Below are 15,226 nucleotides of genomic sequence, written 5' to 3'. Positions count from 1 at the left end.
ACTTCCTCTATTGATGTAATAGGCAAAGTATATTCCTCATGATAAAGTATAAAAAATTATCAATTGTTATATTTATAAGTACATTTTGTAATGATAAATCAAGTGTGGTTAAAAACCTTTTGCACCTTAGTTGAGGTGGGGCATTTTACTCAAACGGCAGATAAACTGTTCATGACGCAGTCTGGTGTTAGTCAACATATTAAGAAGCTGGAACAGCAACTTGATGTGGCTTTATTAGTGCGGGACGGTAAATCATTTCTATTGACTGACTCAGGTGAACAGCTATTTCAAAAAGGCAAAGAACTGCTTAAATCCTCTGAAGAATTAGAAAGTTTAGTCAGACATGACGAAACACATGAAGGGCGCATCAAGCTTGCGTCGCCAGGGAGTGTTGGATTAAGGCTCTATCCGCACTTGTTAGAGATTCAGCAATCTTTCCCTAAGTTAATTATTGATTACACGTTTGCGCCAAATAAACAGATTGAGCAAGCGGTTGCAGCCCGTCAGTTAGATTTAGGTTTAATTACGCAACTAAGTAATTTAAGTAATGTTGTCAGTCATAAAGTTGGCGTTGAGCCGCTGGTATTGGTAACGGCAAAAAATGTGGATACCATCAATTGGGATACGTTGATAAAACTTGGCTTTATTTCCCACCCTGACGCTGAGCATCACGCTCGGTTATTGTTGAGTAAAAACTTCCAACAATTTGAACATGTCGATCAATTTATTCATAAAGGGTTTTCTAATCAAATTAGCTTGATATTACAGCCGGTGAGTAAAGGGTTTGGGTTTACCGTTTTGCCATTACATGCTGCAAAGGCATTCCCACATCAAACATTGATTAATATCCATGAACTTGAATGCTCTGTGAAGGAAAACCTATATTTATGTTTCAATCGGCAGTCAATTCAAGCTAATCGGGTTAAATTTATCAAAACAACCCTGACTGAATATTTGAATTAATTAGCTGTTACTCGTTAATTCACTTCTTGTTTGCCAGTTAAACCAAGAAAAGACATGATCTCATCTTTTTGTTTTAAGCCATCCTCATAACCTAGTTTGATCAACTCTTCGGTAAATGGTTTTTCAAACATTAGGTAGCTCATCATTGCAGATTCTGACTTTTTGGAAATACCGATAAAACGCAATAAAAAGCGGATCGCTGAAGGCATTTTATTGTAATGCTGTGCCGCTAATTTATTAAAGCAGCGACTTGGGTTTATTAACAGGCTCTCAACTTTGGTTAATCCCGCTTTATCTTCTGAGGTGTGATTAAGGGTTGAGTTTATTCTTTCCATGCGTTCTAAATCGGCATTTAAAGAATCCGTAAATATAGTCTCTAATAAGTGTCCAGTAATGGCGGCCGTATTTGGGTGAAATTCAGATTCACCATAATATTTATCTTGTTTTGGCTGTTCCACCCCTATGATCAATATTTTATTGGCGCCTAAATGCACAGCAGGACTTAATGGTGATAACTGGTGAATTGCACCATCCCCAAAATAAGAATTACCTATTTTGACGCTTGGAAATAATAAAGGAATTGCAGCTGAGGCCATTAAATGACGAGTAGTTAAAACGGTTTTGACGCCTTTTCGTTTCGCTCTTTGCCATTCTTTATTGCCGCTTGATTGAAAAAAAGCAATGGAGTCACCGTCACTATAACTAGAGGCTGCAATGGAAACGGCATCCAAATGACCGGTTAAAATATTTCTATCAATTCGTTTGTAATCTATTAATCCAGATAGCAAGTTTTCAAGCGGTTTATTGTTCAACAAACTAGTGGATCTGAATTTTCCCGTTTTGGTGTATTTCGAAAAATAGTTTTTAAAAATATAGCCAAATACCCCAGTCCAACTCCCAACATACACTTGTTCGGTTTTGAAATTTTTCCAAACCCATTCTGTCTTTTTCACACCTAAGTGAAAACACGATGCGTGACAAGCCATGGATACGGCATTAATTGCACCCGCTGACGTCCCACAAATGACTTTAAACGGCGATTTTTGATTACGAGGTAATTGTGATGCTATCGCTTTTAATACGCCAATTTGATACGCAGCACGCGCTCCACCACCGGTTAACAATAGTGCGTTAGTTGATTCTTTTACAGGAGAGGAGAATATCATTATAGGTTTTTTTATTTAATCCGATTACATAATGGGAGTTTACCGTTGGATTCTAGCTTAAAAAGTCAGATCTATAAATTGTTCTTTTGTTATAGGGTCTTGCAACCAATTTCAGTTTAAGTAATAATGCGCGCCGCTTAGAGAGCAGTCTTCTGTTTATTTATGCAGCACTATGGTAACTCCATTGGTTCTCTCGCAACGATAGCTCGTGAACTTGGTCAGGCCCGGAAGGGAGCAGCCACAGCAAGTGACTCGTGTGCCGGGATGTAGCTGGTGGGGTTGCCACCAATCTTTTTAAATTCAATAGCTTAAAGTATAAGTAAGTTTCATTAATTCCCTTGTTACTACTATAAAGTTATCGATATTTAATATTAACAAAGCTCCTCGTCGCTCGACCTTATAAATATCACCTTTAATATATATCTTAAAATTAACTCACCTAAGTGTATTTTCGATTGATATTGTGTCTCATAAACAAGTATCCTTTGTTAAGGGTTTGTTTATCTTTCATTTTATGCAACGTTAAGCTGAACATCATTCCCAGTTAAACCATAAATAGTGCAAATTGAGTAGGCTAAATAAGTTTATCTACTACGAAGAGTGCGGGAAGATTAAATAGATCCTAAGGACAAGGCGTTATTTGTCATCCCAACATCGTTAACAGACACTTAAATAGAGCCATTATTCAGATATATTCTGCCTTGTTGGTTATAACAAATAGCCGTTAACATGGTAGAAAATTAAAGTTGAGCAGACCTTAGTATTACTGTTATCAAGTAGTTAAAAACAATAGGAATTTAGATGAGTGCGATAGCGATAATTAAATCGATAAAAAATACGCTAACAAAAAATGAACTAGAGATTGCCGATTTTTTATTACAAGCGCCTCAAGTAATTAAAACATTATCATCAAAAGAACTGGCCGCCGCTATTGGTGTAAGCCAATCAAGCATAATTAAGTTTTCTCAGAAGCTAGGTTATAAAGGCTACCTTGAGTTTAAATTAGCCATGGTTGAAGCTGTTAACGCTAAAGTGGTAGATACTGATTGGCTTGGTAACATATCTTTAAAAGATAACTTTGAACAACTATCGCAGAAATTACTCGCTAGCAAAAACAACGTATTAAGTGAAACCTCTAGCCTAAATAATGTCAGAAATATTGACGAGGCTGTTAAAGCTATCATGGCGGCAAACCGCATATTGGTAAGCGGTATTGGCGCTTCAGGGTTAGTCGCAACCGATTTGAGCTATAAATTACAAAAAGTTGGAAAAGCGGCTAATGCAGAGCCAAATGGACATATTCAAATTCCTTACTGCTCAACCTTTGGCAAAAAAGACCTACTCTTTTGCATCAGTGAATCAGGTAATACATCAGAAGTTGTTGAAGCCGCTACCGTGGCTAAAAAAAATGGCGCTGTGGTTATCAGTTTGAGTAGCTTTGGCAGTAATAAACTAAACAATGTGGCTGACATTAAGTTATATACCGTGGCTGAAAAGTCATCGGTACGTTTATCTTCCATTTTATCCAGAACGTCACAAGAATTTGTTATTGATTTGTTGTTTATCGTATTAACTCAATCGTCAGCAAGTAGCCGAAAAATGGTTGAAAAATCAAACAAAGCAATTAAGAGTTTTATTGAAAAGCGTTAACCGCTTTTGACTCAATCATTGATGGCTCTATAGCCTGATGCCAATCTCGAAACTGTTGTCCATAACCCCCCCTAATAGGGTGGTGGAATTGAATAAATTTATAGGCAATACTGTCAGATTATATTGTGTAACCTTAATTTTCTGACTGTTAGAGTAACCTGTGTCTTTACCTATTTCTTTTTTAACTCGTGTAAATCAACTTCTGCCAAAACATCGTGTGATCACTCAGATCATTCAACGGCGGGCTTATGGTACCGACGCGAGTTTTTATCAAATGACCCCTGAGCTGGTAGTAAAAATAGCCGACCTTTGTGAAATGCAAACATTGGTTAAACTTGCCAAAGAATACAAAGTTGCCATTACTTTTAGAGCCGCTGGTACTAGTTTGTCAGGTCAAGCGGTTTCAGATTCCGTATTAGTTTTGTTAACCGGGGATTGGAACCAATCCTCTGTCTTAAATGACGGTCAACAAATAAAAGTTCAGCCTGGCTTAATTGGTGCCAAAGTTAATCAAATATTAGCCTCACATCAGCGTAAGATAGGACCCGATCCAGCCTCCATCAATACCTGTAAAATAGGTGGCATTGCAGCTAATAATGCATCGGGTATGTGTTGTGGTGTTAAAAATAACAGTTACCATAGCTTACGTGATATTACACTTGTGTTAGCCAATGGCGCGATATTAGATACCAGTTGTCCACAAAGTCGTGAGCAATTTACCAAACAGAACACCGGCTTAATTGAGCAGATAAAAACCTTATCTGAACATGCTAAAAATACACCTGAATTAGTTGAAAAAATCCAACGAAAATACCGGTTAAAAAACACCACGGGTTATGGCATTAATGCGCTAATTGATTTTACTGATCCCATCGACATTATCGCTCATTTAATGATTGGTTCAGAAGGCACATTAGGCTTTATTGCGGACATTACTTACGACACGGTTCCAGTTAGAACTCATGTTTCTACTGGCTTGTTTTTATTTTCTTCCGCCGATGAAGCAGCGGCTGCGGTTGTTGGTTTGCAACAACTCGATGTCAGTGCCGCAGAATTATTAGATTATCGGGCGTTATGTTCTGTTCGTGGTAAACCCGGATTACCAGATACTTTTACTGAATATGGCCAGAGCAGTGTTGCCTTGTTAGTTGAGATTGAAGGAATAAACGCCCAATCGTTAGAGCAAAAAGTCATTGCTGTGGAAGGCGCTTTTTCTCAATTTACTATGTTGCAGTCAATTGCGTTCAGTTCAAACAAAACCATCGCTGAGCAATTATGGGCAATAAGAAAAGGCACGTTTCCAGCGGTTGGCGCGGTAAGAGAAACCGGAACTACCGTTATTATTGAAGATGTGGCGTTTCCAATTGAACATTTAGCCCAAGGTATTCAAGCGTTACAGTCATTGTTTGCAAAGTTTGGATACGATGAAGCGATAATATTTGGTCACGCGCTGGACGGAAATTTACACTTTGTATTTACTCAAGCCTTTAATAATCATGAAGAAATTGAAAAGTACGATCAGTTTATGGCGGCGGTTGCCGTATTAGTGGCCGACGAGTTATCGGGGTCATTAAAAGCGGAACACGGCACGGGTCGCAATATGGCACCATTTGTTGAACAAGAGTGGGGCAGTGACGCTTATCAATTGATGAAAGATATAAAATCTATTTTTGATCCGGATAACATATTTAACCCAGGTGTGATCATTAATTCTGATCCCAAAGCGCACTTACAAAATTTAAAAGCTTTGCCAAAAGCCCATGACACTATTGATAAATGTATTGAATGTGGCTTTTGTGAGCCAGCCTGTCCGTCTGCCGACTTTACGTTAACACCAAGACAACGTATTGCTATTTGGCGTCGCATTCAGCAACTGACAGAGCAAGGTAAAAATAAAATATCAGTATCAGAAAAAAAGAATTGTCTGCACTTAAAAAAGATTATCAGCATTTTGGAATTGACACTTGTGCTGCTACAGGCATGTGCGCGCAAAAATGCCCAGTATCGATAGATACAGGCATGTTTATAAAACAGCTTAGAGCAGAGCGACTGAGTAAGTCTGAGCGTAAAGTAGCAAGTTGGTTAGCTTCCCATTTTTCCGCTACAACGTCATTTGTATCTTTTGGTCTTAAAATTCAAACCTTTTTGCAAAAAGCGTTAGGACAGCAACGTGTCAATCGTATTGGCCGCAAGCTCAGAAAGCTAAATAAACGTATTCCACTTTGGCATAACAAATGGCCAACCGCAGCACAAAACAATATAAATCCAAAGCTCAGTCAAACGATCAACATACGTAATATCGAGCCAGCTCAAACTAAGTCAGAAATGGTAACTGAACAAGTTATTGTTTTTAGTACTTGTGCTAATCGAGTATTTGGCACAGAAATACAATCAAAGGATCAACGTAGTTTGTTAGAAGTGATCGACTCGGTATTTAGCAAAGCAGGTTATGAACTGTTAGTGATTGATAAACAAGATGGGCTTTGTTGCGGTCAGCCATTTGAAAGTAAAGGTTTGTTTGATTTAGCCAAACAAAAAAACGATGAAGTGATTAATGCCGTCAGAAAACACAATCAAGGCGGAATCATTCCAGTCATTGTTGATGCAAGTCCCTGCGCTATGCAGTTAAAAAAAGGTGCTGAGCAATTTATACAAAAGCCTGAGGACGTTATTGTTTTTGATTTAGCTGAGTTCGTAGCCGTGAATGTGTTACCTAAGTTGAACATAAAAACACATGCCGATGCAGTTGCACTGCACGCCACTTGCAGCACCAAAAAAATGGCAACCGATGGATATTTACGACAGATAGCTAATGCACTTAGTCAAAATATAGTCGAGCCGGATGGCATTGAATGTTGTGGTTTTGCGGGTGATAAAGGTTTTACTCTGCCAGAGTTGAATCAACATTCACTTAAGGATTTACCAAAACAAGTTAGCGAATGTAGTTCAGGAATTTCTTGTAGCCGTACCTGTGAAATTGGTTTGTCATTAAATAGTGGTATCGAGTATAAGTCGTTTATGTATTTGTTAGATCAACAAAGCACATCTAAATAAAGTATTCAAAAAAAATAGTAAAGCAATATCAAACAGTGCTTTTGAATTACAACCATACCGTGAATATTAAGGAAGGCATAATCACCTTCCTTAAACAACATCGGACTATTCTAACGTTTTGCTTTTAAATCCACATTACTATCAGCAAATAAATAAATCGTTGCAGCATAAGCCGCTACGTTTTGTGCTAACTCATCTGGATTAATTTTATCTAGAGTGTCGTCCGGAGTGTGGTGTAAATCAAAATAATCGGTACCCTCTTGGCTTAACCGAATAGTTGGCACCCCTTCTCAGCCATAGGAATAATGTCTGGACCGCCACCTTGCGCGTCGGAACTTCCACGAATAATTCCCAAAGGAGCGATAATTTTAGCAATTTCGTCAACTAATAGTGTAGCTTCGGGATTAACGTTAGAAACGATACGCCAAATATTCCTTGCACCAAAGTCAGATTCAGTAGCAAGAACATGATTGTGGAGGTTGTTTTCGTGTTGTTTTGCATAAGCAAATGCCCCTAGCAATCCGACTTCTTCAGCACCAAACATAACAACACGAATGGTGCGTTTGGGACGTTTAGGCAAATTGGCTATTAACTTTGCAGCAGCCGTTGTGATCGCAATACCTGCACCATCGTCAACCGCACCAGTGCCTAAGTCCCAACTGTCTAAGTGACCGCCGATAAGTACAATTTCTTCAGGTTTTTCACTGCCAATTAAATCCAACACAACGTTACCACTGGTTACTTCGCCTTTCCAATCAGAGCCGGAGTGAAGAGAAATAGAAAGCGGTTTGTCTAAGTTATGTAATCGGCGTAAATGATCAGCATCTGGATTAGAGATAGCTATGACAGGTATTGTCGCCCATTTATCACCATTTTTACTCATCATGCCTGTATGTGGAAATCGATGAGAGTCTGAACCTACTGAACGTACTACTAATGCACTCGCACCGCCTCGCTCAGCGTGTTGCCAACCAATCCTTCGCTTTTGATTTGATGGTCCATATCCTTCACCTGTTTGACTTTTTACCATAGGCTCGCCATCAACAAAGGCCACTTTACCTTTTAGCGTGCCATCTTTAACGGCTTTTAGTGCATGAATGTCTCTAAAATATACAATAGGGGCATTTATTTCTTTTTTACTTGGAGCTGCGCCTCCAAGGGTTGAGCCGTATAGTTCTTGGTTGTAAGGGGACGTCAAAGCAATATGTAAATGACCTCTATCCCAAAATGGCATAGTAAATTCTTCGATTGTGGCTTTATCAAACCCTAACTTTTTACCTAACTTAACACCCCAATCACGTGCCCGTTTTTCTGCTTCTGAGCCACCTAATCTAGGGCCGATCTCTGTGGTTAATGACTCCACAATGCTAAAACCTAGATCACTTTTAAGTGCAGATTCCATTAACTGCTGAGCCGTTTCTTTTTGTTGTTTTGTGATTGGTGACTCGACGGCCAGTAGTGGAAAACTCAATACAAATAACAAGGTGTTAACCATTAGACTTTTTAATAATTTCATTTTTGCTCCGTATGGTGAAACTTTAATCGATGTATTACTTTTAAAAATAAAGTTCGAAATATTAAAACTATATTGGCGCTAACGCCAATTTTTTGGATAACGGCAATAACTCCAAACACGAAGTCGATTCGTCCAATGTTTAATACAGCGCGAAGATTTGGTTTTTTACCATAAGTATCAGGGGGATTTATGTTTGTCGCTTTTTGAAAGTTACATTATATGGAAAGTGGCACCTTATTAAATAGCTACTTTTAAAAGTATAAGAGCGAATGAGGATCCGCTCTTTACATTATTTAACAAAATTAAGTGCTCATATTTAAAATACGTCCAGTATTATTGCACTAAAACGGCTCGAGCTAAACGCTCTGATATGGCGCTGAATGACTTAATACACAATGATATTGGCATTGCAGTAGATTAGGCAACCCCTGCGCTTTTGGTCATAGCGCCTAACAGGACATTACAACCCGAAGTAATATCTTCTTGTTTGACATTTTCAGCTTCGTTGTGGCTTATCCCACCTTCACAAGGAATAAATATCATCGCCGTGGGGGCTACTTTTGACACATAAACTGAGTCGTGACCTGCACCACTGAACATCTTTTTATATGGATAACCCAGTTGTTGCACAGAGGCTTCAATACTGTCGACACAATCTTGATTAAATTGGACAGCAGGGGAGTGCCATTCATCTTTAATTTCAAATTCAAGGTTATGTTGTTCACAAACGGACTTAGCAATCGCTCTAAATTCAGCATCCATTAGGGTTAAGTTTTCATTTTCAGGGTGTCGTAAATCGACCCAAAGAGTGACTTGTTCAGGCACTGTATTTCTGGACGCTGGAGTGACAAGTACATTACCAAATGTGACCCTTGACCATTCAGTATATTTGTCGACCATCTTATAGAGTGCACTTGTGATATCAGCCAATCCTTTTATAGGATCTTGCCTACCTTTCATTGGGGTTGGACCGGCATGAACCGGACTGCCTTTTATTATTAAGTCGTACCAACGAATACCCTGCACACCTTCAACGACACCAATCGGTAATTGTTGTTGTTCTAAAATAGGGCCTTGTTCTATATGAAGCTCATACGCAGCTTTAATTGGGAAGTGTAGGCAGGGAGTTTCACCTAACATGTTGATAGCCGTTAAAGCTTGTTTGATAGTACAACCATCTTTATCTTTTCGGTTCCAACCGTAATCTAAATCGAACTCACCACTCCAAATACCAGAACCAATCATAGCAGGAGAAAACCTTGCACCTTCCTCATTAGTCCAGACTACAATTTCTAACGGATGCTGCGTTGTGATCTTGTTGTCATTTAATGTTCTTACCACTTCTAAACCCGCTAAAACACCATATACGCCGTCAAATTTACCGCCGGTTGGTTGTGTGTCTAGATGGCTACCAGTGATGACTGGTGTTGCTTGTGGTTGCGTGCCAGCTCGTCTTGCAAAAATATTTCCCATCTCATCAATTCGGATTGTCATTCCTGCATCTTCACACCAGGTAATAAATAAATCTCTTCCTTGTTTATCTAAGTCTGTCAGTGCTTGACGGTTACAGCCACCTTTTTTAGTGGCGCCAATTTGAGCCATGTCCATTAGCGATTGCCATAGCCTTTCGCCATTAATATTGAGTAAAGGTGTGTTGGTCATTTATTTAATTCCATTTGAGTTAGCTGGTAGCCGACGAAGTGGTTGGCACATACAGTGCACACCGCCGCCGCCAGAGGTAAACATAGACATATCAGGAGCAAACACTTCAAGGCCAGCCGCTTTACTCTTTTCTATAATTTCAGTGCTTTGTTTTGGGATTAACACTCTGTCTTTCCCCAATGCCACTACATTAATCCCCAGCTCTAACATGCTTTTGTACGAAATATCGATAACATCAATTTGTTTGGATTTAAACCAATCCAACAATTCATCTTCAACGGCTTCTTTACAAACGGCCGCTAATTTATCCGATAACATAGCGACTTTTACATCTATGTGTAAAAAATATGGATCAAATTGATAAGACTTAAATTCCCAGCCTTCAGCCTCTACCCAACCTTTCATTTGGTTTAACGCAGCCTCAGATGTTCTTTCACCAGTGTAACCACATAAAATGACACCAGGTTCTAATACCATAAAGTCACCGCCTTCGAATGACCCTGCAGTGATCACATCGTAAAGAGGAATATTATTTCTGTGATAAAAAGAAGTGACTTCTTTTGACTCACCTCGGCGCCAAGGACTATACAGCTGTGTAATTACAGGCCCCCAAGGTGTCATAACGGAAGAGTCTCGTGCGTATAACTGATAAGGAAGGTGCGGATCAGCTTCTAACAAATGGGTCTTAACGCCCGCAGTTCGATACATATCTAGCATGTCTTGGTATTGCTGTTTTGCTATGGCAAAGTCAAACTTTCGACCTAATCGAATAGAGCGACGTGACATTGCATTACCAGTTTGCCATGAATAATGATCCATTGGGCCAATTAATACGTCAGTTAACACGCCATACTCTGAGTCCATGCCCCAGTGCTCTAAAGGTTTTGTCCCACCTTGAACTTGACGACGTTGAAACGTAAAGCCACAGCTGTCTGTAATTATTGTGGAGTTTGTCATACGTTGAAGCTCTCTTTTAATTAAACGGTTATATTTAACCTCGTTATTTATTCTCATGTCATAACGAGGTCATAATTAGATTAAGGCGTTAAAGGGAACCCCATCCAATCTACAAATTTAAGCCAAGGAATTCGCCAACCCTTTTTTTCATCACATGTATCTAAAGCATACATAGTAATTTTTGAGCCAATCCATCGGAATGGCTCTGGGGGTAACCATAGTGGTTGAGTGCGAGTGAAAGAAAGGTTTTTGCCAGGTATGTCTTCGTTATCAACTATCGCTAATACCATTTTTGCAGCAAATCGACTAGCCGTTACCCCAAAGCCTGAGTAACCCCCTACGTACACCATCTTACCTTTGTGATAATGCTGAAAATGCATAGCCATTCGTGTGGTTAGAGCGATCGGGCCGCTCCAGGCGTGTGATATTTTAATGCCTTTTAACGTAGGTAATGTTTTATATAGACTATCGACTAAGCGCACATAAGGCACAGCGGTTTTATCTAGTTGAGGATCGGTATTATTATTAAAAAAATAACCTAATCTGCCGCCAAACAATACCCGATTATCTTTTGTCAAACGCATGTAGTTTAGCTGAGTGCGAGTGTCATATATGCCTTGACGATTTTTCCAACCTAAATCAGCTAATTGCTGTTCCGTTAGAGGTTCAGTCACCACAATTCGGTCACGAATGGCTGCCACTCGACAAGATATTTTAGTCTTATGTTTGGTAAATGCATTGGTCGCTAGGATAACTTTATTAGCGATGATATTGGCATTTGGCGTGATGACTACCACTTGTTTTTCAAGATCTTTGCTTGAGGACATAGGTGTATTTTCATAAATCTTGACCCCTAAATTTCGGGCCGCTTTTTTTAGTCCCCAAACTAACTTAGCAGGGTTGATCGTGCCAGAACGTTTTTTAGACCATAAACCGCTTTGGAATAAGGGAGAATTTATCTCTTGTTGAATTTGCTGTTGGCTCAATAAATGTGCGTCATGACCAAAACGTTTATACAATTTGTATTCAGTTTCTACTTCAGAAACACCATGTTTACCTACCGCGACAGTAAGTTCACCTGTCCATTCAACATCACATTCAATATTATATCTTGCTATCGTTTCTTTAAACTCATCCATGTTGATCTTGCCTAATGCTTCCAGCTCTTCCATCTCATCTTTGAACAGTCTTTCTGCGTTAGTCATGCCATGCATTAATGAAGTAGACAATATAGCACCAGGACGACCTGACGCGCCTATAGCAATTGAGTTAGCCTCAATAAGAACAACATCTCTTTCAGGATTTTGTTCCTTCGCTTGCAGTGCCGACCATAATCCTGTGAAGCCACCACCAACAATTAATAAATCGGTAGTGATGTCTTGCTGTAAACAAGGTTCCGCATCAGGTCGTATTGGATTGTCCAACCAATAAGGTTGGAATTTTGTACTCTGTAATGCTTTTTTAGATAAGGTAGTCACCTTGCCCCCAATAATAATAGTTTATATAAGCAAGATAGCGGTGAGGGTAATGACTAAATACCCCTATGTAAGGGGTTTACCCTCCAATGAGGGGCCAGTGATTGTTACTTGTATTTATATCAGCACTTTTATTATTAGGGTCTAAAACAATTCTCTTGATTGACGAGGGATGCGCTAATTCAATGTTAATTTGTAGATAAGGGGCTTGCCAATCTTGGAATGATATTTGGTGAGTGGTTATCTCACCTGATTTATAGACAACTTTCATAGTCGCAGGCATGGGAATTCCGCCTAAATTACTCACAGTGATCATCGCTGTTAGTTTATCTTGCTTTACCTCTGATATTGCTAAATCTACATGCAAACCTGAATTAAACCAAAAGTTAAAAAAAGGAGCTAAAGCTTGATCCGTATTGTTATCTAAAAACGTCATCAGATCAGTAAAATAGGCTCTTCTACCTTGCCACTTTAAAATGAATTTGTTCAGTAGTGTGAGTAGCTGATGGGGCGCTAAAATCTGCTCCCCTAAAATGTGCCATGCCGTTGCAGGTAAATGATAATGGGAGCTTAGTTTACTTTTTAAATTGTCGGCTAAAGTAAATGGGGGCTGATAGGAATGTAACATTACAGGCACAATATCCAATGGGGAACCGTAAAAGCTCTGAAAATCTTCTGACCAAGACTGCTCAATTAAATACGCCAAATAACTTGTAATGCCTTCGTCAAAATATCCTTCCCTACGTTCATTTGTATTAACGTACATTGGAAAATAGCTATGTGCTATCTCATGAAACGTGCCACCAAGTACATCGTGTTTTTGCGTTCTGGAATAGTTTGGCTTGCCACTGCCTTTATGATCAGGGCCTCTAAAACCAACGAAGGTAAACCCTGGGTGTTCCATACTGATCCCAGCAATATTAAATACGGTATAATTTTTAAAAGGAAATGAAGCGACATTGGCATCTAGATAAGAAATAGCATGAACCGCACCATCCATTCCATATTTTTGCCAAAGCCAACGGCCATTGTCAGGATAGAAAATATTGATATGGTGAATGCCAGTTGAAAGTTGTATGGACTTTCTTTCCCATACGAGTTGATCACCCAATGCAAAAGCAAAATCTCTACTTAACTCGGAAGTAAATTGCCAAGTGTTGGTGTCATTGGCGGATAAATGCTCGTTTGGTATTGTGATTGTTTCCGTATTTTGTGATGAGAATAATTCAAGTTGTTTAGGTGTAAGTACGCGGTTCGGGTTGGTTAGTTCACCAGTGGCGGCAACCATATAATTAGCGGGTACATTAATGTTGACTATAAAATTCCCGAGCTCTAAGTGAAACTCACCTTTGCCTTTAAATGGTAAAGTATCCCACTGAAATTGTTCGTCAAACCCTAATGCCCTCGGATACCATTGGGCAGCACCTATTAAAATTGCACCAGATTTAGTGATTTCAAAACCGGAACGTGGTGATAAATCGTTATTACGTTCTATGAATTGAAGATCCCAGGTAAGAGTTATTTTCTGTTTTTGGTTTGCTTTTAATGGTTTGTCTAAATGAACCAAATAATAGGTTTGTTTTTGCTCTACGTGCAACGTTTGCCCGAGTTGGTTTTGTGCTTTTAAAAAAGTTGTGCCTGCGCTTTTAATATCATCAGCTTGTTGAAAGCGTTGTTGAGGCAGTTCAAAAATAAGATAAGGCAATGTGTTACGAGAATGGTTGTGGTATGTCACATTTGCTGATGCACTAAGGTATTTTCTATCGACGTTGACCTCAACATCAATAATATAATCGACTTGTTGCTGACTCATGCCTGATTGAAGGCTGTTTGATACACTCTGCCAGCTTATTAAAAATAGTAAAATGCCCGTGACAACTCTGATATTAGTAAGACAATAAAGCATTTTGTTAATAAGCCTTTAAAGTTGATAAAAAAGTTAAGCTACCCAACGTTTGTTTAAGTACTCAATTAATGGATCACACAACACGGGTGGTTCAATCATTACCAGAAGTTCGATAAATAATGCGAGCAATTCAGGCTGAGAATTAAGACCCAATTTGGCATAGATGTTTTTACGATGCATTTTAATGGTTTCATCACCAATGGACAGTTGTCCTGCAATCGCTTTCACTGAGTAACCTTGTAACATTAATAAACAAACATCATGCTCTCTTGGCGTTAGCGTTTCTGTGCCAAATAGGCGATGAAAGTCTTCAACGTATGAGGTTTCAAATTCATCATAACGCATTTGTTTATGTAGCTCTTTATGGTGAGCAACCACAAGACGTTCAACTTGAGGAAATAATTCATTGAAAACGTCTAATTCTGAATTGGAAAATGACTCAGATCGTTGGAAACGAGCCATTTCAATATGCACAAACGCATTGTTTGTTGGTAATTGAATTAAAAATCCAACCTCATCTTTGATTTTTAATAATCTAAAGTATTGGTTGAAGTAGTTGGGGTAATGTCTGTTGTGTTCAGCGCTGATGTCATTTAAACGGAAAAACCCATTGCCTTTTTTCTCTCTTCCTAAGGTATAAAACGGATCTAATACAAAGGCTTTAGTTAAATAAACATCGAGTTGATCACCAATGATTTTTTTATTTTGCCAGATCAATTGAGCATGGGTATTGGGAATAAACTCCAACACTAATATCTCGTCTAAATGCGCGACTTCGCTTAAAAATTTATTCATTAACGGGTAAAATGTAGTTTTGCCAATTGCATCTTGCAATGCCATTAAAAGCTTTGTCCAGTTAACTAAATTAGTTGTCATT

At 38.9% G+C, this 15,226-nt stretch carries 10 protein-coding genes, 1 other RNA gene and 1 pseudogene; 5 read left to right on the top strand and 7 right to left on the bottom strand.

Features of this window, described 5'->3' with window-relative positions; all coding sequences use genetic code 11:
• The first annotated feature begins 90 nt into the window (after positions 1-90).
• Positions 91-963: a LysR family transcriptional regulator gene (locus tag RT723_RS09640; protein ID WP_315946857.1), complete on the top strand. Its 873-nt coding sequence runs from the start codon at positions 91-93 to the stop codon at positions 961-963.
• 14 nt (positions 964-977) lie between these two features.
• On the opposite strand, the gene RT723_RS09635 is transcribed toward RT723_RS09640, so the two are convergent.
• On the bottom strand, positions 978-2,129 hold the full coding sequence (locus tag RT723_RS09635) for a patatin-like phospholipase family protein (RefSeq protein ID WP_315946854.1): 1,152 nt from the start codon (positions 2,127-2,129) through the stop codon (positions 978-980).
• Positions 2,130-2,311: 182 nt separating this feature from the next.
• Here RT723_RS09635 and ffs point away from each other — a divergent pair.
• The 4 genes from ffs (at position 2,312) to RT723_RS09615 (ending at position 6,833) form a co-directional block, all read left to right on the top strand.
• An RNA gene (gene ffs / locus RT723_RS09630) (signal recognition particle sRNA small type) lies at positions 2,312-2,408 on the top strand.
• A 522-nt stretch (positions 2,409-2,930) separates the two neighbouring features.
• Positions 2,931-3,779 carry a MurR/RpiR family transcriptional regulator gene (locus tag RT723_RS09625; RefSeq protein ID WP_216053820.1) on the top strand — a complete coding sequence of 283 codons (849 nt, stop codon included), beginning with the start codon at positions 2,931-2,933 and terminating at the stop codon, positions 3,777-3,779.
• 160 nt (positions 3,780-3,939) lie between these two features.
• A complete protein-coding gene (locus RT723_RS09620) occupies positions 3,940-5,790 on the top strand; it encodes an FAD-linked oxidase C-terminal domain-containing protein (RefSeq protein ID WP_315946851.1) in 1,851 nt (616 codons plus the stop codon).
• On the top strand, positions 5,700-6,833 hold the full coding sequence (locus RT723_RS09615; protein WP_315946850.1) for a (Fe-S)-binding protein: 1,134 nt from the start codon (positions 5,700-5,702) through the stop codon (positions 6,831-6,833). The genes RT723_RS09620 and RT723_RS09615 overlap by 91 nt, the downstream gene beginning before the upstream one ends.
• 110 nt (positions 6,834-6,943) lie before the next feature.
• On the opposite strand, the pseudogene RT723_RS09610 reads toward RT723_RS09615, so the two are convergent.
• The 6 genes and pseudogenes from RT723_RS09610 to RT723_RS09585 all read right to left on the bottom strand — a co-directional run bounded on the left by RT723_RS09610 (position 6,944) and on the right by RT723_RS09585 (position 15,225).
• A pseudogene (locus tag RT723_RS09610) lies at positions 6,944-8,328 on the bottom strand (M20/M25/M40 family metallo-hydrolase).
• Positions 8,329-8,766: 438 nt separating this feature from the next.
• Positions 8,767-10,011 (bottom strand): Zn-dependent hydrolase, encoded by a 1,245-nt coding sequence (locus RT723_RS09605; RefSeq protein WP_315946848.1) that lies wholly within the window; start codon positions 10,009-10,011, stop codon positions 8,767-8,769.
• A complete protein-coding gene (locus RT723_RS09600) occupies positions 10,012-10,968 on the bottom strand; it encodes a dimethylarginine dimethylaminohydrolase family protein (RefSeq protein ID WP_315946846.1) in 957 nt (318 codons plus the stop codon).
• 80 nt (positions 10,969-11,048) lie between these two features.
• Complete coding sequence (locus RT723_RS09595; protein ID WP_315946845.1) at positions 11,049-12,446, bottom strand: NAD(P)/FAD-dependent oxidoreductase; 1,398 nt, start codon at positions 12,444-12,446, stop codon at positions 11,049-11,051.
• A gap of 76 nt (positions 12,447-12,522) precedes the next feature.
• Entirely contained in the window at positions 12,523-14,256 is a 1,734-nt protein-coding gene (locus RT723_RS09590) for a gluzincin family metallopeptidase (protein ID WP_315946843.1), read from the bottom strand.
• 126 nt (positions 14,257-14,382) lie between these two features.
• Positions 14,383-15,225, bottom strand: coding sequence for a helix-turn-helix transcriptional regulator (locus tag RT723_RS09585; RefSeq protein WP_315946842.1), 843 nt, complete (start codon positions 15,223-15,225; stop codon positions 14,383-14,385).
• Position 15,226 lies beyond the last annotated feature (1 nt).

It is taken from the genome of Psychrosphaera aquimarina, from assembly GCF_032461525.1.
Classification (GTDB): Bacteria; Pseudomonadota; Gammaproteobacteria; order Enterobacterales; family Alteromonadaceae; genus Psychrosphaera; species Psychrosphaera aquimarina.
The sequence above is the reverse complement of the archived record's forward strand: the minus strand, read 5'-3'. Positions and strand labels throughout refer to the sequence as shown.